The organism is Pseudomonas sp. 8209 (assembly GCF_028682105.1).
Classification (GTDB): domain Bacteria; phylum Pseudomonadota; class Gammaproteobacteria; order Pseudomonadales; family Pseudomonadaceae; genus Aquipseudomonas; species Aquipseudomonas palmensis.
On sequence record NZ_JANIAH010000007.1, the window covers coordinates 339,451 to 362,542 of the forward strand.

Here is a 23,092-nt window from a genome sequence, read left to right on the forward strand (position 1 = left end):
GCTATGTTGGCTTGACCTCAACGGCGTGAGTGTGGCCATCATTAATTGAACTTCGTGGATGGTTGGCCTGAAATTGCCGCTTCACCCTAAGACATGTCACACCTTTTTAACTATCCCGGAGCAGGGCATCCTGGCTTGAAGAATACCTAATTCGACGACGGCCCCGACTTGACAGTGATAGTGGCGAAATGCAATTTTCCGGGGCCGGGTTGGATCCCACCAGCTGCAAGGGCGGATACAAGGGAATTGTACGTTTTAGAGGTGTACGGCCGTGTTGTTGAATGCGTTTCTGACCGAGTACGACGAAAATCTCGGTAACGAACTGAATATCGACCCCTTGGGCTTGCAGGTGATCTGGTCCGGCTTCGGCCAGCAGATCTTCCAGAACCGGATCAGCTCCATTTCCAACGATATCCGCAATTTCACCATGAACCTGTTCAACCACTTCCTGATCAAGAGCTTGGTCGAGGACGACTCGATCGCGCTAGGCAGCGGGTTGAGGAAAGTCTACGACGGCAAGCACGACCTCAGCTTCAAGCATGCCTGCCTGATGTACCTGGAAAACCTCTACGTCTATAGCGTCATCGCCCATGAAGATGCCGAAGGGCTGGAAAGCACCGGCGTGCTGGGGATCAGCAAGGCGCGAAGAAGGTGGTACGACAGTAACGCAAACCCTTCGCTGACCTTCAGCCATGGCGTCGAAGCGCAAGTACTGGTTCGGCAAACCCTGCTGGGCGTGAGCGGCCGTTACAAGACGCCGCTGCTGGAAATGGGTTACTTCGACCGCCACTATCGCTACAACCTGCCTACGGCGACGGAACTGTGGCAAAAAGCAGACACGTTGATCAGCAACACCCCGACGCTTTCCCGCCTTTACAACCTCCTGCGCCCTCACCTGGAAGGCCTGCTGGCCAGTCGCGTCCGGCCGAAAATTAGCTTCCAGGACATACCGGCAACGCTTACCAAGGCGCTGGTCGAGGCCTTCCCGTCATCGGCGGCAGTGGGGGGCCGAACACGCACCTTCTGGTTGTCCACCACCGGCCTGAATCAGGGCGCTTCAGGCGCCCTCTACAAGGTGTTGTCTTCGCCCGAACACGAAGGCGCGGCGGCTGCGGTTGTTTTCGAAAAGGCAATGAAGCAGCCGCTGCCCAAGGACGCGCTGCAAAAGCTTGAGCACGTGCGCTTGCTGGAGCCTTTGCTAAGCGAACTGGACCTGCTGTTCCACCTGATGCTGGCCGAGAAGTCCCAACCCGTCCACACGGTCCGACAGCGCTGGAAAGCCCTGGGGCGTAATGCCTCGACTCTGGCCGCCTGCGCCGCGGCCATCCAGGCCGACACCTCCATGATGACCGTGCTTTCCAGCACAGGGCTAACACGGCTCAAGGGTTTGTTGAGCGTGGCAATGGAGGACAACGCCGACGCACAGATGGACGCGCTGTTGAGCTATCACGCGCTCACCATGGAAAGCCGTGGCCAGTCACCCTGGGTGACCCGGGCCGATCGCCAGCAACTGAAGACCCATGTACGGCCCCGCGGTGAACCGACCCTGGCCGACCGGCCGCCGGGTAGTTGGGTAAACCAGTACTATATTCCCCAGTTCCGGCATTTGCTCGCGGGCTTGCATGGGGTGGCCGCATGAAGCTGATCGAGGCCTTCAGGCAGCAACTGAAAGAACTGGGCGAGCTCAAACGGGTCTGGCTGACCACGTTCAACGTCAACCTCGGTTTCGTCGAGACCCACCTGCTTCCGGCCGTGCTGAACACGGACCCGCCGCGCAACCGCCTGGACTTCGAAGGCTTCCAGGCACACCTGGTGGAGAAAGACATCGACTTCCGGGTGTTCTGCGACAAGCGCATGCTGGGTGCCGACCAGTACAAGCGCACGGCCATCAACGTTCATTGTCTGTCTGCACGGACCTTGGATGTTCAACAAGGCTTCACCGACCAGACGTTGTTCCACCCCAAGGTCATCTTCCTGGAGAGCAAGGAGGGAGAGATGGTATTGGGTGCAGGCAGCGCGAACCTGACTATCGGCGGCTGGGGGCGCAATCAGGAGGTGTTTACCTTCCAGCGTGTCTGCAATAACGAGCAATACCGGCAGGTCAAGGCGTTCTTCCTGGCTTTGTCCGAAACGCTCGAGTTGGGGCTTGATTTGCCCGATAGGCGCTTCAAGGCCAACGACTCTGATTGGCAGTTCGTACACAGCTTCAACAAATATACCTTCCTACAGCAGCTCATGACGCAGGTCCACATCACCTCGCTGCAGGTCTGGTCCCCCTACCTGGCGGCCGACGTGCCCGACTTGCTGGGGCAGCTCCAAAGGGAGTCGCGTAACCCCGAGTTGAAGGTTGCACTGGTCGCGGACCGGCTAGAGGGGCGGTATTTCCGCACGCCCTGGAGCAAGGCCTTGGCGGCCTGCATCGAGACGGGTGCGCTGGCGTTCCACGAGAACCCGTCTGCGCCGGATCCCCTCAGCGAAATCACACATGCGAAGGCCTGGCTATGTTGCTCACCCGAGGGCAGCCGCCTGGCGATCGGCTCGTGGAACTTCACCCATGCCGGTACCAGCAGCTTCGAGCAACGCAATATCGAAGCCGGCATCGTGCTGAACTTCAAGCGCAACGCAGACATGCTGGGAGGGTACATAGACGTCACTCAGGCCGATTTTGCCAGCGACCAGTTGTTGGCCGAAGATCGTCTGGATGTGCCGAAGGAACTGCCTTTCGACCTGCAGGTGCACTACGATTGGAAGCGAGCCTGTTTTTCGGTATCGGGCAACTGGTGGGTAGACAAACCTCGCGAGGGTTATTGGCTGAAGTTGCCGGGTGCCAGCGAACCGGTACCCCTGCAATGGCGCACACGGCGCCAGGAGGGCAAGTGGTTGCTGATACCGATCGAGCAGGTGACGCCTGATAACGAAGCCATGCTCGCCGACCACAGCTACGGCGTTCTTCTTCGCAGGAAGGGCCCTGCGGTATTCAGGGGCATAATTCTTGAAAGCGGCCAGTCGTTCCGGCGGGCGCAAGGTTTCGAGTCGCTGAAAGATCTGCTCGACAGCTTAGTGGCCGGAGTCGATCCGAACAGCGATACCAACACCGTATTGCGCGCTTGCCTGCGCAATGGTGCCGGGCCGGATGAGGAGCCGGCAGCGCCTTCACCTGTCACCGAACAGGACGCGTTGTCTTATTTCCGGTTGTTCCAGGCAATCGAGCAGTATCGCGAGCGTTTGCGCTCAGCTTCTGATATCGAACAATGGGTATTCGGTCATCCGGGCTGCCTTCAGGAACTGGCGGCCAAGGCAAGACAGCAGATCAAGGGCAGCACGCCCAGCGTGTTCAACTGGTTCCTCGCCCAAGAAGTAAATTCGCTTCACCTACTGGCAGCCGGGTTGTACCGCAAGGCGGGCCACCGTAAGCCTGGGGACGAACTGTGGTCGACACTGCGGGTGCACACGCCGCGCTTGCCGAAGGAGCTGCAAAGAAAGCTGGCCTATGTTCGGCGCGTACAGAAAGAGTGTGGCTATGCGTGAAATTGATTGGGGTGGCTTGAAGCCGGAACAGGTCGCGAACTGGATCAACTTCGACGCTGGCAACGAAAAGTGGCAGTACTCGGACCAGGACATCTCCATGCCCGCCCGGCAAATTGAAGGCGTGGCCGGTTTGTGGAACAAGTTGTCCATGCACAACGTGGCATTGCTGGCCGACGAGGTCGGCATGGGCAAGACGTTCCAGGCATTGGGCGTCATCGCGTTGTTGTGGAAACTGAAGCCCGATGCCAGAGTGCTGGTGATGGCGCCTAGGGAAGACATCTGCCACCAGTGGGCGCGTGAGTATGCCGCGTTCCTGCGCGATCACTACAAAGGCGGTTCGCACCTGACCGGTAATGGGCCTGAAAAAAGCCCGTTGCATGAGGCCATGATTCACAAGCGGCTCAAAGATCTGAGTGCAGCCGTGAAAGAGGGCCGCGGGCAGTTTTACTTCACCACTATTCATTCACTCAGCAACCTGGTTGAGCGGGACGAAAAGCAATCGGGTGAGGTATCCGTCCTGGCCCAGGAACAAGCTGCCAAGATTCACCGTGAGCTCAAGTCATCGCTGGGACACAAGGGCTTCGACCTGGTAGTGGTGGATGAAGCCCATTATTTCCGTAATGCCGATGGCGACTCTCAACGTGCCAAGGCCGCACGAAAGTTCTTCGGGGAAGTGGGAGGGCGGCTCGGGCAGAAGGTCTTGTTGCTTACCGCCACGCCCAGCCATTCCTCGCTGCGGGATATAGCCGCCATTCTCGGCTATTTCATCGACCCGGCAGATGGGGCACAACTCTCTCCGGATAAGATGCTTGCCAAGTATGCATTGCGCCGTTTGCGCCTGATGCAGGGTGCTGAGGGGTACCGTAACAAATACAACTACCGTCATGAAAAGACGATGCCGGCCGGTTTTCAGGACAATCCCGAGGCCGAGATGTTTTTCGCGCTGTACCAGAAAAAGCTGGTGCAGCAACAAGGCCAGAAGGGTGGTGGCCGCAGGTTCCTGTATGGCTATCTGGAAGGTTTCGAGTCGGTTGGTACTCAGCCGGGTAGCGTGGCCAGTGTGACCGCATCGGCGGAACAGGAGCACTCCGCCCAGGCATTTTCCGGCGCCCCGGATACCGCGATTCTGACTCAGCTTACCCAGCTGTACCGTGAGTACTTCCAGAGCCACCCTGATCATCCCAAGTACGACACGCTGATGCGTGCATGTCAGCCCAAAGGTGTCTTCGACACTCAGGTACCGCTGCACGAGCTCAAACACCTGGTGTTTGTGCGGCGGATCGCTTCGGTGCGGGAGATTACCCAGCGCCTGAACGCCGACAGTGACCTGAAGCTGGCGCAGCGTATCGTCCAGGCCTGGCACCCGGAAGGCTCGAAACAGTTGTTGGAGGGGTGGCGGAAAAAGAACTGGTCGCGGGCGTTCTTCAGCCGGTATGTTTGCCAGACGGCAGAAGAACCGGAGGACCAGGATCTTCTTCACGATGAAGACCAGGTACAAGTCATAGAGGGCCAGGAGGATGATGAAAAACTGGCCTCGCACATTGCTGACTTGTTCGTGGTCAAGAAGCAGGGGAGGGATCGTAGTACCGACTGCTCGAACTTCAGCTTGCGTTTGCGCAAGCCGGAAAGTCTGTTTTCGTTGTTGCTGGAGCCGGCGAGTGACTACCGCAGCAGCGGGTACGCCGGATATGACCGCAAGCGCGTAGGCGAGCGTGATCGGGACGACTATGGCGGGGCGGCGCTGCGGACGCGTCTTGCGCTGCAGGGTGAACACATGCCGCCCGCAAGTGAGCAGTACGAGGAGACGATGCCGACCCTGTGGGGCCTGATGTATGAAGGGTTGCCCGATACTACACGCCGGCGGCTAGAGGCGTGGCTGGACCTTGGACCACAGGGCCGAGCGATTGCAGAAAATTTCGCCAACTATGTAAAGGCTGGTTTCCTGTTTGCCAGCCCGGTCATCATTGAACTCTACAGTTGGTTCACGGAGTTTCGTGGTAAGAGTAAGGGAGGCGATGCTCGAAGTCGTTATCTGGGTTTCATCGATTGGCTTAGACCACGTCTGAACGATTCGCTGCTTCGGCAGTACTTCATTGCAGCCCTGGATTCCTTCGAGCAGATCTGTGGAAAGATCACGGCACATGGGCTGGCAGACTGGAAAAAGGACTGGCGCATCCTTACCAGCCTGCAAAGCCCTGCCTGGTACGCCAGTAGTCATTCCGGTGATCGCCGGCGGTTGATTCTCGGTTTCAACAGCCCGTTCTACCCCAATGTGCTGGTGGCGACTTCGGTCTTTCAGGAAGGTGTGAATCTGCATCTTCAATGCAGCAAGGTGCACCACTACGGAATTGCCTGGACACCCGGTGACAACGAGCAGCGTGTCGGGCGTGTGGACAGGTTGTTCGGCCGGGTGAACCGGCAATTGCAGGAGAAGGGCGAAGCTGAGCTGACTATCCACTATCCCTATCTCGCACGGTCGTTCGACCAAGAGCAACTGGCTTCATTCGTACTGCTCAAACACGCGGTTGAGGCGCGCATGGATGCCTGTCGACATACGTCGTTCGATGATGGAATAGACTTGCGCCATGTCGCCGATGACTGGGAGCGTTACCTGCGAAAGCCAGTAAAGGGGATGAATGCGGCGGACCCGTTCCCTGCGTGTTTTAAAACTGAGGCCGTTCCATTGGGAACTTATGATCCAAGTGAGTGAGATTGGAAAGGTAGTTGCTGAGCTAGACCGGCGGATACATCATGCCGCAATCAACGCGGCCTTCCCATTAGACGGGGGCGCCTATCGCATCGAGCCAATGAGCTTGAAGAGTGAGCAGGAAATTAGGGTCGATTTAAATCGCGATTTACAAAATTGAGATGTGGTAAATAGGCTCTGATGAACATTAACTTGGAGTGGGGGGAGATGTATGAATGAGTGGTGTAAGTTTTTCAAAACGATATGGTATTTGACGAAGAGAGGATTTCACAAGCCGGCTCCCTTGTTTTATTTTGTTTCAATTATTCTGGTCGCTGGCGGTGTTGGGTTCTGGTTGCCAATTTTTAGCGGAAAGCCTGCTGATATGAGCTCTGCAATGACGTACATATTTGCATTGCTAGCCGCAGTGGTAGCTGATTTCTTTGCGGCATCTAGGGGGAGTGAGTACTTAGAAGGTTGGTCAGATATAGAAAAAGACTTTACCTTGTTTGTTGTTAGCTTGGTTGTTTTTATCACGGTTCTGGCTGTAGTTGCTACAGTCATCGGCTGTGGTTTCTGGGCGTGGGCCGCGATGGTCATATCTGCATTACTGGTCTGGTATTTGTGGTGGGTCCTACTAGAACCGCAAAAGTTCGGAATCAATCTGAGAGAAATAAAGGCTGCAACTATTGGTTCGGCGCAGCCACCTACAGGGGCGGCTGGAAGAACCCTACAGGACCTAAAGAATGAAAGAAATAAAGAGGCCAAATGATATGAGCTCTAGCGAGTTTTTCTTCGAAGGCCCGGCCCTCCGTGTTAGACAACCACTGGGGACATTTTACGTAATAAGTATATCTGCTGAAAAACTTCTTCATCTTTGTTATTCAGATAAGGCTGAGCTCAACGAAGACGGTTTTAATATTACAGGAACTCAGCGTGTTGAAGACGAGAAGCGGCAAAGAGAAATATCGGATTTTATAGGGACGGAGGAGGCAGCGTTTCCAAATTCTATTATTTTGGGCGCGAACTATGATGAGGACGGAAATTACATCGAGTCAGAGGCGTCTTGGTATGTTGAAGAAGATGAGGATGGCTTTCTAAGACTGAGAATACCTTCAAAGTTAAAAATGGCATCGATTATAGATGGGCAGCATCGGTTAAGAAGTTTTAGGTATGCAGAGCCTGGGCGAAGAGTTGATTTTGATTTGGTATGTTCGATATATTTGGATTTGCCAATACCGTATCATGCCTATTTGTTTTCAACCATTAACTTTAATCAAAGAAAGGTTGACAAAAGCCTTGCTTATAATTTATTTGGCTTTGATATCGAAGCTACTGATCCTAAGGCTTGGGTGCCTGAAACTTTAGCAGTATCTATTGCTAGAAGGTTAAATGTTGAGGATGGTCCGTTTAAAGGGGCAATATCATTAGGTGTCGTTGGTGGGGGTGCAGACTCCCAAGATTTTAATGTTTCAATGGCAACTATAGTAGATGGTCTTTTGAGGCTTTACTCCAAAAAACCCAAGTCGGATAGGTCTAAAATGATGTCCGTTCCGAAAGAGAAGAGAGATAGGAAGGTGCTGAATGGAGATGGTTCTCCGTTGCGATTCTTATATCGCGATGGTTTGGATGAGGTAATTTATGAAGTTGTTAGTAATTACTTCTCAGCTGTCGCATCGATTTTTTGGAGAAATACAACTCCGGGGTCTTATATTAAAAAGACAGTTGGTATTCAGGCTCTTTTTGATGTGCTTCTAAGACTTCTAGATAGCTTCGAAAGCAACCTTGATGGAGAGGTGGCTGATTTTGTCGAGAAGTTAGAGCCGGCTGCTAGAGCCAGCCTAGACTTTTCTAGGGCTCAAGCTTCTGGTGCTGGTAGAACATACATAAAAAACGAAATATTGAAAGCTCTTTCCTTGTAGAAAAATGAAGGGCGAGGCTTGGTATATGTTAGCTTTTCCAGTATTTGTTTTGTTTGGATATTGAGGTTTTATTGATGGTGTTAAACTGATTTGAAGAGTATGGGGCCCATCCCGAGGGATGGGCTTTAATTAAATTTTTACTATTAGCATTGCTACATCTTTAAGGGAGCGCACATGTCCCATTTTATGCAGCCCTACCTCGATGAGAGATGCGACATGTCTGACGGGGTCCCACTCTAAAGCACTTTGATGCGTGAACTGCCTGAGTAATGCTTCGTAAATATCCAGGTGTTCGCCAAATAAAGTTGGGGCGTTGAATTCTTGCCCATCTAGGTCTGACACACTGGCATTGCCAAGCCCATTTTCGTCAGCCAGTGCAAGCGTAATCGCAAACCTACTCAAAATATTAGGTGTCAAGCCTGTTTTAGACTTTAAGAACTTTAGCTTCGCAGTGGATGATACTGATATTTTAAACTTGTGCGGAAATACGTTCATGCGTTTTGTGCCCACCGCCAGAAATAGCCTTCCTCTGCTTGAGTGGAGCGAGTTTCTGGGTTGTATACCAGATGATAAGAGTGCGAAATGCTGCCTTGCAGGCCTTCATAAAAGGCATAGTCAATTTCCGTATCCGTGGAGAGAATGATGACTTGGTGACTCGTTTTGGGGAAATAGTTTTCCACGAGCTTTTTCCGATGGACCGAGTCCAGTCGCCCTAGAGGCGTGTCGATCACAACTGGCAAGCTTCGCCCTGACGTGCGGGCCAGCGCTTCCAAGATAGAGATCGCAAAGATTTGCTTCTCGCCGGCTGACAGCTCTTCTTTACGGAGTGTTGCGCCTTCATCGTCAATCAGAACCACTTCGAAGGAGGTCGGATCGATCTGGATGCTGAGATTCCGATCTACTTTGCGGGCGAGACCATTGAATGAGGTATAGAATTGCGCCTCGAGTTCTTTGAGTTTTTCGATACGAGCGCGTGTGGAGAACTCTTTCAATACACCTTTGGCATTATGCGCGAGCCCGATCAGGCGCTCTTCTTCCTGCGACTGAGCTATTTCTGTGTAGAGTTCGTCTAACTGGCGTGCAGCAATCGACAGACGGGCGAGGAGGGCCTTAGCTTCCTCAGCCATTACGGATTTCTGCTCCTCAAGAGCGGATAGCCTCCCCTGTAGTTTTCCTTGTTCGTTAAACAATGGGATCAATACTCTTTCGTCAGGTGCTCTAGCAATATTTTCCCGGGCGGATTCGATTTGATTATCAACTTCTTGAAGTGTTATCACTAAACCAGCAGTACGCTGTTGGAGTGACCCAACGTCATTCTGTAGGCGATGAGTGATGCTGAAATGTTGAGTGTCCGAGAGCTGGTGCACTGGAGCTTTTTGTTCAGCGCTGTTCGCGACCTCTGAGCCGAATGTCCTCAGAAAAATATCTTGAAGGACAGGGAGCTGATCCTTTGTCATAGCGAAGGCAGATTCGACTTCTGCTAGAAAATTGCTCTGCTGACGTTGCAAGTATTCGGAGAGTACCTGTGTTTTTTCCGCGCGTTGCTCAGCGTCTATTTGCGCTAGCAGTTTCTCGTTGAGACTTTGAGTTATAGCGAAAGGTAGCAGGCCGCTGAGCATGTCATGCAGGGTGTGCTCTATAGCTTTTTTGTCGCTAACCAATGCATCGAGGTTGACCGTTTCCTCTTGCCTGGAGGCGCTCCAGGCGCCACCGCGTGCATTGATGCTCGCTTCGATGTTGCCAAGGTTCTTGTTGGCCTCGACAGTATTCACGCGCATGAGGAGAAGCTTTTCGCGTACTTCTGCCAGTTGCTCGTTCAGATCGTTATATGTCCGTTCTGCGTCAACAATTTTTTGCTTGCGATCTTCAGAAGTCTTTTTGATCGAGCGCCCTCTAATGATAACGGAGAGGTCGGAGTGCAATCTATCGATGAGATCCAAGCCCAAAAGCTTGTTGATCGATTCACGCAAAGCATCTCCGGATGTTTCTTCGGCAAGGCTCGCGATTTTTTCGCCGTCGAAGAAAAACAGCTCAGAGACGCCGATCGGGATCAGCTCGTTGAGAAATGCTTGTGCCTGATCATAGGAAAGCTCGGTCAGAGGGTGCCCGTCCCTTGAAATGATCAGGCCTTCTTTTACCTTGCCAGCATGGTCAACAAACCAATCGCGTGTCAGTTGATAGCTCGAAATAACACCATATTGTGCATAGCGAAAAGTCAGCTCGACAGCCGATCGCGTAGGCTTGGCGATGCTGTTGTGAGCTCTGTGTATGCATTCACGAAGATACTGATGGTACTCGGCAACCGTTGCGCCGGAGCCCAGTACGCCTTTGCCGTACAAGGCAAGCTTCAGCGCGCTCAGAATGGTCGTTTTGCCGCCGCCGTTTAGGCCGCCAAACAAAACAATAGGCGCGTTTTTGCCTCTTTTGATCTTCGGAACCAGGTCAAAGTCGTGGGCTCCGCTAAACACGCGGAAATCTAGTACTGAAAGAGAGTCAATAATCATTGCAGCAAGCCATCTATGTCGGCTTTCAGTGATTCGAAAGCAGTCTTGTACGTATCGGTAACTTTAGGTACGGCGCGTCGTTCCATCGCCTCGTCCAATCCACCCCAGTCTTGCTCCAGGACTTTCTGCAGCTCGTCCAGAATGCCTTTTCGGCGTGAAAGCCCTGAGAATGACAACTCTGTATCGATGAGTTTCATGATCAGCACTGCTGGAACGCCGCGCTCAGCCTCGAGTGCGTTGAGAATGGCCGCATCAGGTTCAGTAAACGCGCCAGCATCATTTTTGATCCACTCGACTGTATCTTCGGGGTAAACCTCTCCGTAGATTTTAGGAAGCGAATCAATCCAGTCCGGTTCGTTTGGATCCTTGAGCCACTGTTGGCGAATTACCTGCAGCTCGTCGCGGCCGATCAGCTCAATCTCGCGATCAGTCTCACGAATACCCTTCTCAATTTCCAAAAGTAGCTTCAGCCACTCTCGACGATATTTCATCCAGTACGGACCAGGCACGTGCTTGGCGGCGGTATTGGAGTCGTCATCGATAGCCCCTCTTGCGAAGGTCACTTTCCCGGTACGACGTTTGTAGTTACGGAATTCGGTCTTATTTTCGGGCAGCGAGCTGGCGTGCAGTTGGTTGCGGAACTGGAGCAGCGGTAGCATCCAGTCCTCTCCGCTGTTTACGAGCCCTTCGATCGCCTTGTCGTGTGTCACAACAGTGCAGGTCCAGCATCCAAAACGCGAGTTGCCGCACGATGGTGTATTGGTATCGATGACGAGCGGGCACTCTCCAGCATTAGAGTCTTTGTAGAGCTCAAACAGTACTCGGTTGGAGCCACCCCAAGGTCTGGCAGCGCTCATGAGATATTCCCAGACATCATCAGCGTGCCAAAGCTCAATGGGCATGTAGGTATACGCATTGTGCAATGTCGTGTGTCGACCTAGGGCAGAACCATCGATTTTGTGGCGTGTGATTACTTGGGCACGCGTGGAGCTTTCTTCTCGCCTGGAGCCAAGCACAACCACGACTTCACCGAAGCGAGCTACCTTGTCCTTGATGAACTCACTCACAGGATCAATTTTCATCCGCTCAGTACACCAGCGGAATGCTTTGGTTGGGGCAGGGTAGCCTTTGCCCAAGAGGTTGGCCCAGAACGTCTCGCCGACTTCAGGAGTGACAGAGTGTGCTGTCATGGGTAACTGATCCTGAATTGCCTGGACGTTCACCGAATCCAGCACCTGGCGGATCATGTCGACAACTACAGGAGTTTCCACTCGAGTGTCGGAAGAGACCACGTACACATGCTTATGGCGTTCTTCCGGCGGCAACATCTTCAAGGCGTAGTAAGTGAGCGAAAGAATTACGGTGGAATCTTTGCCGCCGCTGAACCCCACCACCCAGGGGCGATTATCTGCCTTGTAAATGCTCTGCAGCTCGCGGATAGCGTCTGTTAAAGGTCTATCAGCAATGATCGCTTCTTGGACGAAATCAGCGTGTGATGGATAGAGGAATTGATCATTACTCATTGTTGAGAAAACCTGCTTTCTAACTCTCGTTCAACCGTGGACAGCGGGACACCAAGCTTCTTCTTGATGAGACTGGCGGTGAGTGCAACGTTCGTGGTGGCTTTGGAGATCCTGCCGTGAACCATGGCGCGGCCTTCCCATTCAGGATTGGCCCTGGACCAGTCGACGCTTCGCAGTTGGCTGATGGTTTTTTTCCATTCGGACTCTTTGCGGATAATCAAGTCGGCACCGACGAGCCCCATCGCTTGCAGCATTACGCCGTGGGCATGGATGTAGTTGTCTCGCAGCTCAGACGTCGACAGCTCTTTGTTTTTTGCCCTGATCCAATCGGGCATCTGGAGAGAAATCTCTTCCCAGAAAGACTTCGCGAGCTCTCTCTCGTTTTGCGCGATGATGTCACCCTTTCCTTTTTTCAATAGGACGCGGGACGCATTCTTGATGGCGCTGAGGGTGAAAAGCTTGGAGCTGCGAGGGGAGAGGCTGGACTTTTCCAGCTCAGTCATCCTGGAGAAGACTTCTACATTTTTTGCCAGGTACCTAGCCAAGTCAGAAATCTGGTCTCTGTGATCGTATAGGGTGCTGATTGAATTGCTCGGACGAACGGCATGCTTGTTGAGATCAGCAAACATTTGCTGGCTGCGATTGAGTCCTTCATCAATGAAGAAAAGGACAGGAATGTTGTCGTGGCCAAGCTCTGGATTCTCACGGATTGCTTGCTCAATGGCTGCACGGCGATGCTGACCGTCGTTGATCAATATCGGAGCTTCCATCGGTATGGTGAGCGTGCCGATGCTCTGCGCTAGGCCAGTGTCGGAAGCAGGGGTGAATTGGACAACTCCATCCACTGATGCCGTGATCGCAGATAAGGTGTAATCGTCGCGATTGTCGAGCAAATAGGCTGAGATTTCTGGGACTCTGGCGAGGTTTAATGTGCGCTGCGCACGCAAATCTGCTGGCACATTGTCCTCGTTAAAAATGAATATTTTGGGCACAAGGCGCATGGGGCACATCGCAATGTAGCAAGGCCGTCCGGCCTGAATGCCCCTGACGCATGGGAAGGAGTGGACGTAAATATTCATGGCTCTGAACGTGTTCTTACTATGAGTACGTTATTTTGCACATTTTTAACGTACAAACAAGGTGGGTCGACGGAATGATTAGCTTCAGCAGCCAGCTTCTGGGGCAGTATTCGCAAATCGCCGAGTTCCTCTAAGCCAACAGTCAACGTTCCGTGGCTGGCGGTATCCCATCGTCCAAGGGCAGGGTGGAGCTGCTGCAGCACCGTGTAGCTTGCAGTCCTAGGCAAAGTGGTAGCGGAATCGGTAGGCTGATTCAGAGCGCTCGATGATGTTGCGCTGTCGGTACTTGGGCCGATCAACCAGTCTTGGTAAGCCTGGCTTGAACTTGCGCTTCATCCAGCGCAGCAGGATGACGGGCTGCATTCGGCATTGGTCGCAGTACAGGCGAATTGCCTCCCTTGTCGGCAAGCAACCATTTGCAGCCTTTACGCGGGCGTCCACGCTGGCTCGACAGAAGATTGACCTCGTCCAGAAATGGCTGGGCATGACTGATGTCACTGATTTAACCGCCAGAGGGGAGGAAGCGCAACGATGTCTCGTTGGCGTCGCAGAGCATGTGAATTTTGTTGTCCCAACAGCGTGATTGTCAGGATCGTCAGGTCCTTTTGTCCGAGCGCCACATGAGACTCTGATTGCGCGTACTGCGGTTAAGTCACCATCCAGGTTTGCTTGCTGATCGATCAAGTCTTTCACATTCAGTCTCAGGTGTAAGCGTTAGATCATCTGATCGAACGTCCCGTGATTCCGCCAGGCCCGAAACCGTTGATACACAGTTGACCATGGGTCGAAGCGCTCCGGCATATCTCACCACGCAGCACCCAAGCAGAGTACCCAGCGTACGCCATCCAGCATCAGCCGGTCGCTCAGGCGCGGTCGCCCTCGGCCATGCATTTCGATGAAGAGATCGAAGACCACGCCCCAGACCTCGTCCGAGAGTTCGTAAAGCTTTGCCACTACAGAATTCCTGTCCGTTGATGGCGAAGAACTGTAAGCGCTCCATAAACCCCACCTAACCAAAGATGGGCAGCGCACCTAGCTGTGTATTTGAGGTGTGCAATTCCATGGCAGTAGCTCTTCGTAGTCTTCCACTGAGCACGGCTGCGGCAGGCGTTCCAGTGCGTGGCGCAGCCACGCATAGGGTTCTTGGCCGTTTCTACCAAGCTGTAAAGTTGTGCGCTGGCAGTAGCACCTTTGGGCGTGTCACTGAACAACCAGTTCTTTCTCCCGATGACAAACGGGCGGATCGCACGCTCGGCCGCGTTGTTGTCCATCGGCAAGTAGCCGTGCTCGACGTAGCGTTCCAATTTGCTCCAGTTGCTGGCCAAGTAACCGATGGCCTTGCCCAAGGCATTCTGCGTCGTGACCTGAGGTTGCGTTTTCTCTACCCAGTTTTTCAGCTGAGTCAGCAATGGCGGGCTGCGCTTCATGCGGGCAACCTTACGATCTTCGTCGTCACTGTCCTTCAAGTCGCGCTCGACGCCATAGAGCTTATTGATCAGGTTCAATGCGATGTCAGCGCGTCCTGTTTTGCTCTTGGGCTGTACTTTCTGCGCTTCGACGAACTTGCGGCGCGCGTGAGCCCAGCAGCCCAATCGCTCCAGCCCGTCCTGTGCGGCCAGCGCGTTGTAACCGGCGTAGTCGTCGGTCATGACATAGCCGCGATAGCCGTCCAGCAGGCGCACCGGCACCTCCTGCGCTCGGCTGGTGGCGTAGTCGAAAAGGATCACCGGGCGATCAGGTGGGCCGCCGGTTTGCACCCACATCCAGGATTGGCTGCTGGGCTCACGACCAGGCTCTTTCAACACCTGCACACGTGTTTCATCACAGTGGATGATCCGACTGCTCAACAGGCTTTCGCGCATCAGATTCAGCAGCGGCTGAAAGTGCTCGCTGCATTGAGTCACCCAGCGTGCCAGGGTTTGGCGCGGGATATCGATACCGTGACGCCCCAGCACTTTTTCGAAGCGGTGAAGCGGCAAGCCGTCTACGTATTGGTGGTCAGCAGCATGGCCAGCACACTCGGGCTGGCCGTGCTTTTCTCGATCATCTGGGCGGGCTTGTCCGCCGTTACGGGCGCTGACTCGTAGTCCCGGCAGCCGTACACCTTGCGAACATGTTTGATGACGCGAATCTGCATCGGGACGATTTCAAGTTGTTCGCTGACTTCTGCGGTCAGGACAATGGCGACGTCAGTCGGATCAGGTGAAGTTTTGAAACGTTCGGACTCCAGGCGTTTGAGCCAGAGGCAGAAGCCGTTTCGCTCCCAATAAAGGATTTTCACGCGATTGCGAGGCTTGTTGAGGAAGACGAAAAGCACTGGGTCGAACACCGCCACCTTGATATCGAGTTCGACCAGCGCGGCCAGGCCATCGATGGATTTTCGAAAGTCGACGGGCTTGGGGTAGAGGTACACTTTTTCGACTTTGGCGTCGGGTCGCATCATGGTCGGTGAGCTCTAGAAAGAAATCGGGAGCACAGCATCGGGGATCAGGTAAGCGCTTTGAATGTGGGGTTCATGGAGCGCTTACGAAGAACTCTACGAAATCTCAGCGTCCGAGGGGCGGCGATTGGGTTTCTCGGGACTTCGTACAGAGCCTAGGCTCTGTCTGAAAAAGGTGTCGTATACACCGCATGACACAAGCCAGCGAGACCAGCGCGCCATAACTTTTTGCGAGCTTGTCGAAGCGTGTCACGACTCGTCGGTTCTCTTTCAGCCAGCCGAACATGCGCTCGATCACGTTACGCTGGCGGTACTTGGGACGATCAAACAGGCGGGGCAATCCAGGCTTGGGTTTACGCTTCATCGAACGCAAAGGAATAACCGGTTGCATGCGGTATCGGTCACAAAAACGCCGCAGTGCATCAGCGTCGTAGCCCTTGTCAGCCAAAAGCCAACGGCAGCGCTTGCGAGGTCGGCCGCGTTTGCTCGACTGGATACAGACGTCATCCAGCAATGGCTGTGCATAACTGATATCGCTGACTTGACCGCCAGAAAGGAGAAAGCGCAGGGGCACGCCGTTGGCATCGCAGAGCATATGAATCTTGGTGGTGAGGCCACCGCGGCTGCGGCCTAGAGCGTGATCAGCGGGCTCATCCGGCCCCCTTTTTTACCTGCACCTGACGAGGCGCGGGTTGCACGGACAGCGGTTGAATCGATCATCCAGGCCTGCAGGTCAATGAGCCCTTGAACATTGAGTTTGAGATGTAATCGCTTGAGCATCTGATCGAATGTTCCTCGGTTTCGCCAAACGCGAAAGCGGTGATAAACCGTCCGCCAGGGTCCAAAACACTCGGGCATGTCCCGCCAAGCAGCACCTGAGCGCAACAACCACAGCACGCCATCTAGCATCAGACGATCACGATCGTGGTCTGCCTCTGGTGTGGGTTGGGGTGAAGAGATCCGCGACCACATCCCATGCTTCATCCGAAAGCTCGTAGCGCTTAGCCATCACAGGAGTCCTTTCCATAGATGGCTGAAAACCTTACAAAATCTCAGCGTACGCGGCGCGGTAGTTCAGTTTCTCCGAATTTCAGACAGAGCCTAGTTAGCCAGAGTTAAAATCATTTTTTGAAGCTCAGCACTATGGACTAATTTTCCACTGTGATGACCTGATGGGAATGCATCAAATCTATTTTCAAGTTGGTACCTGAGGTTGTCTCCAACTATTCCATAGCGGAGTGGTTCACCAAGGGCTTTCTCTAGAACGTTGATGCATAGGATATGGCTAAAATTATTTATTTCGAAAACAAATTGATTTATAAGTATTGGGTTTAGCTCCATCCATAGCGTGATGGAAGACTGTTTTAATAACCCTAGATTGATGAATTCACCTAGCTCGTTGCACTCCTTTGCTAAGTCTATGAAGAACTCGTGTGAGTCAGAAGATATTCTATTGGTGATCGCATGAAAATCGTCATGGTTACCGCGGAAGTTTATAAGCTCTGCTAGTCGGTGTGCATGTGGTTTAATGAACTTAATTACTTCTTTCTCGGGTGGGAGCTTCTCTGCAGAGGGTAAGAATATTTTAGGGATATTTGGGGCGAAGTCGTCTCTCTGTACAATCTGATCGGCGTCATACACGGCAATGTAATTTAATCCAGATATTCCTTTGTAGTGCTTGGATAACATCTGGATGTTAGACTCGCCTTCGAGTACATGGATGTGGCTTCTAAGATAAATGGCTGGCTCTCTGTCTTTTAGGATTGCCTCAAGAACTAGCTTGGCGAATGAATCTTCAACTAGAAGTACTGACTTTTTTTCCGGCGTCAACCCTAAAGCAGTCAGTGCTTTGAGATGGTCCGTAGCAACTTTTCGCTTGGCTCCGAGGTACATAACATTTATTGAAGATATTCCCTGTTCTTTTAGGATGTGTTCGGAGTGAGTAGACATTAATATATTGATTTTCTTTTCGTTTGCTATGGTTGCAATGAATTCCATTAATCTAACTTGACTGACTGGGCAGATAAATGATTCAGGCTCCTCCATTATTAATATGCTATCTTTTTCAAGGGTCATAAATCGCCAGGCTGTTACTAGTATTTTATGCTCTCCTTGTCCCATATCTTCTGTACGATATATTTTTGAGTCGCTGCAAACTTCAAAATATGGAAACGTTGTGTCTTCAATTATATGGCTTACTTCGCTCACGGTGATGCGCTGATACGCCTTGCCAGTTATTCTCCCAATCCAAAGCAGGCTTTCCTCGTCGAGCTCATACTTTGCTGACCCATTCATCCAGCCATTTTTGTCAACGTCGCGCTTGTACTCTTCGATAATTTTTAATGCGAAAGTAGATGGGTCGAAGTAGAGCGTGTTTGGGATCTTAGTCCCATCATTGAGATTGATGTCAATCTCATTTCCGCGTCGCATTAGTTTAATGGTCAACTTGCTGGCGTCGCTGTCGCGAAATACTCCGAGCCCTAAATCTTCCTTTGTCAGGGTTTTGTAGATTAACTTTAGTAGGGATGTTTTCCCGACGCCATTTCTTCCGCAGATAGATGTCAGTGCTGATGTGAAATTTAGCGTGATATCCTCGATTTCATCAATGCCGCATATTGTGATTTGCTTTATGTATAGGGTGAATTTTTTAAATTGCTCGAGATGTCTGCGGCAATCCTTTAACGCAGCTTGTTTCACAATGCATACTCCCAAATACAGTCGTCAGCAAATTCTTCGAGAACTGCTCCGGTTGGTTTCTCGTCATCACTAAGTAAGTTGATTAAATTACGCACTGCCTTTGCTTTCTCTGGCTCTAGCTTTTGTATCGAGGCAGGGGAGTAGAGGTAAAAAAATAGGGATATGATGATATCCCGAATTATAAGTGAGCTAGTAGTTGTAACTCTTGAAGTGGAGCGTACGCCGAATATGGAAAACAGCTCGCCTAAGGTCTCGTCGGTTAGTTCCAGACCTCTACTAGGAGGCTTGTTAAAACGACGGAAGTAAGCGCGGTCGGTTTCGAATTTTACAAAAGTATCTGAAAACTCGCTTTCTGAAAAAATGCTTGCAGTTATTGTTTGACTGGCTATAAAGTATAGCCATGTATTAATTGAAGCTTTTGTAACGTGGATGTCGATTTGGAAGCGATCCAGGTCATTTTTTGCAACTCCCAGAATTTTAATGGCTTCATTTATTGCGTTAATAATGTTCGCTGAGAAAGGCTTGTCATCTCGAGCTCTGTCGTTGAGCTGTTTTTCGGTGTATGAAGCTATTAGTGAGCCGCACTCCAACATGTAGCATAATTTAATGAACAGGTCGTGATAAGCCATGCGTTGGTTGCTGAACCCCAAGAAACTGCGATCCAGGCCGTTTTTATCGAGCTCTTCTACAAGGTTTTTGATTTGACTTCGAAGTTTGCCAACATACGCATTACGTTTTTCGGCTGAGGTGAGCTTCAGTGACTCATTTAGTCTATTGAATAGCTCGCCAGGTTCACCCTGGTTGTAGTCAAGGATCTCAAAGACTCGCACTGCATAACGATCAAGTCTATTTTTTACTTTGCTGGGTAGCTGCGAGTAGCTCAGACCGTTGAGTTCCTGCAGGTCGTCGTCTAACGGTTCAATATTGCCGTCGATTCTAAATTTGTTATCAATAAAGTCTCTGATGGCGCTCAAGCGTTGTTGTCCATCCAATACTTCTTGAACCATTGTATCTTCATTTAGAATTACGTGTACTGGCGGCACTTGCCAGTCACGAAGTATGGTATCAATAAGAAGTTTTTTCTTTGGTGTTCTCCAGACTTCGGCTCTTTGGAAGTCCGGTTGCAGGTCTAAGCTTCCATCTTTAATTCTCGAATATATAGTGGCTAGGTCTGGGTCGGTTGCCTTTATTTTCACTGCTCCACTCCTGTGGTGATTAGGGCCTTTATTTTGTTAATATGTGCGCAATCAATCGTCGCTGAAAAAATTTCGGTCAATTTCATAAACTGGATACGTAAATATTCTTTCGATCCCCATTTCGTGTTGTACTAAGTAGTCGCAAAGTAAAGATCCATTAATAAGAGTAATGTTCATTCCTTGAGCTTGTGAGGCATGCTTGGTTGCTTGAGTAGTAAAATCTGATGAAGTAAAGAAAACCCCTTTCCTAGCACCTTTTACAGACATTGCGCCAATGAAGTCTCTGATTTCGCTTGGAGTGACTGAGTTTAGTTTGTAGCGTTTTGCTTGGATATAAATTTTTTCTAACCCAAGCTTGTCTTCATAGATGACCCCATCGATACCCTCATCCCCCCTGCCTCCTGTTACCTGGGCAGCCAATGAACTATCCCAGCCATATCCCATTTTTAGCAATAAGTCTACAACTATTCGTTCAAAAAAAGAAGGGTCTGAAGATTTGATGCAGTCCAGTAACTGGTTCTTTATGCTTGAAATATGCTCTTTGTGACTTGAAAATAATACTTCTTCGGATGTTAGGTCTTTGCTGGTGTTGGTTTTAGTTGTTTTTTCTGGTCCAGGAATAACACCATTCCATAGTGTATAACGCACTAGGGAGTCGCCGGAGGTCTGTTTTGCTATGGAAAAAAGCTTGCGCGGGCTAGCACTCGGGAAGTCTAGATCGATGCAATGTTTTCTTATTTTGTTCCTGACAAGAGAAATAGGATCTTTTGCGCCAAAAAAATAAAACTGGTTTTCGATGATTTGTTCATAGATTTCTTTGTGCGTGAGAGGTCGGTTAACTGATTCGAGTGTTTTCTTTATTGCCCCAACGATTGTCACAGCGTGATTCCTATGCAGATGTTCGCGGTACTAGAATAGCGTCGGCTTTGGTCAGCGTAAAGACAGTTGGCATGTTTTTATTATGCCCTGTTTTTCGCTTGGGTCCTCACCTGTCCAGTACTACATAGGTTTGGTATGTTGATCTCGTTCAATAGTCGAATCTCTAGATTCTGCAAGTACAAAATGATTGCGGCTGACGTTGTTATTTATCATTTGGTTTTTCTATTGAAAGTATTAGAAAAGGATTATCTGGGAGGATGTTGCTCGTGATGTTGCTAGCTTTGCGTAGAATATAACCATGCAGTAAAGTCGTTCTGCGAGCACCTTGCACTTTACAGGTCCATATATTCTGGCCACAGGGGTTTTTCATATGAACATTCAGTTTCTCAAATTGAAGTTGAATGATTCTCCAGCCCTCATTTCCAGAATCAGCTTCGGTCAAAGTTGAGTGCACGGCAGCATAACGTTGGAAAATGCCCGGCGTGACCAAGAAGAAAGTGCCGTTCACAGTGTGGACCCTTGCCTTGCTGTCGTTGAGCATCAAGCTATGACTGCAAATTCCTTCGCGCAGCCACTAGATAAAAGCTAAGCCCAGGTCATTCCGGGGTAGAGCAGGGGCAGATTGAGGGTTTGCCGTGTCTGGTCCAGCCTCGCGCTCGCCCGGTGTTTGCAACATTTCCATCAGATCGTCTAGGTAATCGAAATCTTGATTTGACGACAAGGGGCCGGCCTGTTTTTTATCCGGAGTTGCCGGGGGTATAGCGGGGGCCGACTCATAGAGTTCACGGTTCGGTGGGGGATTGTCGATCGTCGGCTCAACGGTACCACTGAAAAAATCGGGGCGTAGTTCATCGGCCCAGACCAGGCTCGGTTGCAGGCGGAGGAAAGTAAAGCGATGCTGCCAGTCACCGTCCGTGACAGTGGTGCTCCACACCGCTTTGCCTTCCGGTGTCGCTTCCACCAGTCCATGGGACTGTAACTCATCAAACAAGGCGATGTTGGAGGAGGGGATACCGTCCACGCCCTGAGTCAGCAAATGTGCGCGCAGCTTGTCGGTTGCGGCCTTGCTGACCAGCCACAGGTGGTCTGCGGTCAGCCAGCCGGCTGCGCCAGGCTGGTTGAGTTTGAACTCGTTCTTGACCAGATGGCGCAGACCTGTCAGCAAATGATGTTGCAGCGAGTGCTTGGGCGCTTGCAAGGCCTTTGCAGGATTGGCTCCGATGTTTTGCGCGGTGGACACCCGGTCGGCTTGCAGTACGAGTTCTCCGAGTGTTCCGGCGTGCTCGTAGTGGTCGGCTAACAGGAACACCAGTTGGCCCCACAATTCGGGGTAGTGGCTGAGCCAGTCGAACAGGGCCGGCGTCAAGATCTGCGTATAAAGTAGCCCTGCCGCGGCGCCGTGCAGCTTGTAATCGCGATCGGGGTTGTAGCGGAAACGGTAGGGCTGTTTCAGCGGGCCGTACCAGGGGTGCCAGTGCTCGCCGTTCAGATACTCCACCTGCAGGTCGACGACGATTTTGCCGACGTCATGGAGCAGGGCACCGTAGGCAATCGCAGCACTCCAGGCATCAGCTTGTGCCGCCTGGTCTTCAGGTGCAGCGCCGCTAGGGAGTAGGAGTGAGTTCTGCCGCCTCATCTTTTCGAAATTTCAACCACCAGCGTTTCATCACATGACCTGCTGTTCGTTCGGGAGGTCCTTTTGCCTTTTCGGATAAGCCTCTTCCCCTTGCGCCCCCTTCCATTGCCGCCGTTACCCTTTACCGCCTTTGCCTTTTTTGCATGTGTGATAATTCGAAGTCAGGCGCATCGAGATCGGTCTTTCGCAATAGCGGACCCTTTGTTCAGGGCGAAGACTGCCCAGCACAACTAGAGCAGGGGCGCGGATGACGTTGAATGATGCAGTGTTGGTCGTTTTATTGGCCGATCGAATTCATGGCACGGATGCGGCCATCCGGTCAGCGGCCAAACGCTGTGCGAAAAAGCTGCCCCGCAGCCAGCGTTATATTGTGTTCAAGATTGCGAACAGCGCAAACCCGCGGCAACTTGTGGCTCACCTGTATCAGCACTTGTCTGATTGAGCGATCAAGCGAGGTGGTTTAACCGGTGCTGTTCAGGAGCGCGTGCTTTTCAAGTAAACCCTCGGCTAACTCTCAGTTATTATCCCTGCACTTGTCCCACGCCTAGGAAAATCATTCATGTCCAAACTTGCCGAGTTCAAAGCACTGGAAGCGCAACTGGCCGCGCAGCTGCAACAGCTGGATGCCATGAAAAACGACTCCGGTTTGAAGCAGGAGATCGAGTTTGAACAGAAACTCAAAGCGTTGCTGGAACAATACGGCATGGGCCTGCGCCAGGTGATCAGCATTCTGGACCCGGCCAAGGGCCTGAGCGTAGCGACCGCGAGTGCGTCCAGCAGCAGCCAGCGCAAGCCTCGCGAGGTGAAACGCTACAAACATCCACAGAGCGGTGAGGTTGTGGAAACCAAGGGCGGCAACCACAAGTTCCTCAAGCAGTGGAAGCAGGAGCACGGCTCGGACACCGTCGAGAGCTGGCTGCAGTAATCACTTACTTGCTGGCAGCGGCAAAGTCGCGCTGCAGACAAAATAAAGGCCCCGGATAGGGGCCTTTTTGCTGGGTG

Annotated in this window: 14 protein-coding genes and 5 pseudogenes; 7 read left to right on the top strand and 12 right to left on the bottom strand. The window is 51.8% G+C overall.

Translation table 11 applies throughout. The features are described 5' to 3' along the window. Window positions 1-271: 271 nt before the first annotated feature. From NP552_RS17855 to NP552_RS17875, 5 genes are all read left to right on the top strand, one after another. Window positions 272-1,639 (top strand): hypothetical protein, encoded by a 1,368-nt coding sequence (locus tag NP552_RS17855; RefSeq protein ID WP_274096976.1) that lies wholly within the window; start codon window positions 272-274, stop codon window positions 1,637-1,639. Further along, the gene (locus tag NP552_RS17860) at window positions 1,636-3,528 is read left to right on the top strand and encodes a hypothetical protein (RefSeq protein WP_274096977.1); all 1,893 of its coding nucleotides are present in this window, start codon (window positions 1,636-1,638) and stop codon (window positions 3,526-3,528) included. Before NP552_RS17855 ends, NP552_RS17860 begins: the two co-directional genes overlap by 4 nt. Further along, entirely contained in the window at window positions 3,521-6,238 is a 2,718-nt protein-coding gene (locus tag NP552_RS17865; RefSeq protein ID WP_274096978.1) for a DEAD/DEAH box helicase, read from the top strand. The genes NP552_RS17860 and NP552_RS17865 overlap by 8 nt, the downstream gene beginning before the upstream one ends. Window positions 6,239-6,446: 208 nt before the next feature. Then, a complete protein-coding gene (locus NP552_RS17870) occupies window positions 6,447-6,986 on the top strand; it encodes a hypothetical protein (protein WP_274096979.1) in 540 nt (179 codons plus the stop codon). Beyond that, entirely contained in the window at window positions 6,961-8,136 is a 1,176-nt protein-coding gene (locus tag NP552_RS17875) for a DGQHR domain-containing protein (protein WP_274096980.1), read from the top strand. Before NP552_RS17870 ends, NP552_RS17875 begins: the two co-directional genes overlap by 26 nt. A 129-nt stretch (window positions 8,137-8,265) precedes the next feature. Here NP552_RS17875 and NP552_RS17880 read toward each other — a convergent pair whose 3' ends face one another. The 12 genes and pseudogenes from NP552_RS17880 to mobH form a co-directional block, all read right to left on the bottom strand. After that, window positions 8,266-8,631, bottom strand: coding sequence for a DndE family protein (locus tag NP552_RS17880; protein ID WP_274096981.1), 366 nt, complete (start codon window positions 8,629-8,631; stop codon window positions 8,266-8,268). After that, window positions 8,628-10,640, bottom strand: coding sequence for a DNA sulfur modification protein DndD (dndD, locus tag NP552_RS17885; protein ID WP_274096982.1), 2,013 nt, complete (start codon window positions 10,638-10,640; stop codon window positions 8,628-8,630). The genes NP552_RS17880 and dndD overlap by 4 nt, the downstream gene beginning before the upstream one ends. Further along, complete coding sequence (gene dndC / locus NP552_RS17890; protein ID WP_274096983.1) at window positions 10,637-12,163, bottom strand: DNA phosphorothioation system sulfurtransferase DndC; 1,527 nt, start codon at window positions 12,161-12,163, stop codon at window positions 10,637-10,639. Before dndC ends, dndD begins: the two co-directional genes overlap by 4 nt. After that, the gene (gene dndB, locus NP552_RS17895) at window positions 12,160-13,242 is read right to left on the bottom strand and encodes a DNA sulfur modification protein DndB (protein WP_274096984.1); all 1,083 of its coding nucleotides are present in this window, start codon (window positions 13,240-13,242) and stop codon (window positions 12,160-12,162) included. The genes dndC and dndB overlap by 4 nt, the downstream gene beginning before the upstream one ends. 258 nt (window positions 13,243-13,500) lie before the next feature. Next, window positions 13,501-14,196, bottom strand: a pseudogene (locus tag NP552_RS17900) (IS5 family transposase); the annotation flags it as partial. A gap of 78 nt (window positions 14,197-14,274) precedes the next feature. Next, window positions 14,275-15,409, bottom strand: a pseudogene (tnpC, locus tag NP552_RS17905) (IS66 family transposase); the annotation flags it as partial. Window positions 15,410-15,466: 57 nt separating this feature from the next. Beyond that, window positions 15,467-15,685 (bottom strand): annotated as a pseudogene (gene tnpB / locus NP552_RS17910) (IS66 family insertion sequence element accessory protein TnpB); the annotation flags it as partial. 103 nt (window positions 15,686-15,788) lie between these two features. Then, window positions 15,789-16,691 (bottom strand): annotated as a pseudogene (locus tag NP552_RS17915) (IS5 family transposase). A gap of 92 nt (window positions 16,692-16,783) precedes the next feature. Further along, window positions 16,784-18,379 (bottom strand): ATP-dependent nuclease, encoded by a 1,596-nt coding sequence (locus tag NP552_RS17920; RefSeq protein WP_274096985.1) that lies wholly within the window; start codon window positions 18,377-18,379, stop codon window positions 16,784-16,786. Further along, complete coding sequence (locus NP552_RS17925; RefSeq protein ID WP_274096986.1) at window positions 18,376-19,575, bottom strand: DUF262 domain-containing protein; 1,200 nt, start codon at window positions 19,573-19,575, stop codon at window positions 18,376-18,378. The genes NP552_RS17920 and NP552_RS17925 overlap by 4 nt, the downstream gene beginning before the upstream one ends. Before the next feature lie 51 nt (window positions 19,576-19,626). Beyond that, on the bottom strand, window positions 19,627-20,454 hold the full coding sequence (locus NP552_RS17930; RefSeq protein WP_274096987.1) for a restriction endonuclease: 828 nt from the start codon (window positions 20,452-20,454) through the stop codon (window positions 19,627-19,629). Between the two features lie 202 nt (window positions 20,455-20,656). Further along, a pseudogene (gene mobH / locus NP552_RS17935) lies at window positions 20,657-22,075 on the bottom strand (MobH family relaxase); the annotation flags it as partial. Between the two features lie 262 nt (window positions 22,076-22,337). Here mobH and NP552_RS17940 point away from each other — a divergent pair. Both NP552_RS17940 and NP552_RS17945 read left to right on the top strand, forming a co-directional pair. Further along, window positions 22,338-22,532 carry a DUF7740 domain-containing protein gene (locus NP552_RS17940; protein WP_274096988.1) on the top strand — a complete coding sequence of 65 codons (195 nt, stop codon included), beginning with the start codon at window positions 22,338-22,340 and terminating at the stop codon, window positions 22,530-22,532. A gap of 117 nt (window positions 22,533-22,649) precedes the next feature. After that, window positions 22,650-23,015, top strand: coding sequence for a histone-like nucleoid-structuring protein, MvaT/MvaU family (locus NP552_RS17945; protein WP_274096989.1), 366 nt, complete (start codon window positions 22,650-22,652; stop codon window positions 23,013-23,015). The last annotated feature ends 77 nt before the right edge of the window (window positions 23,016-23,092 follow it).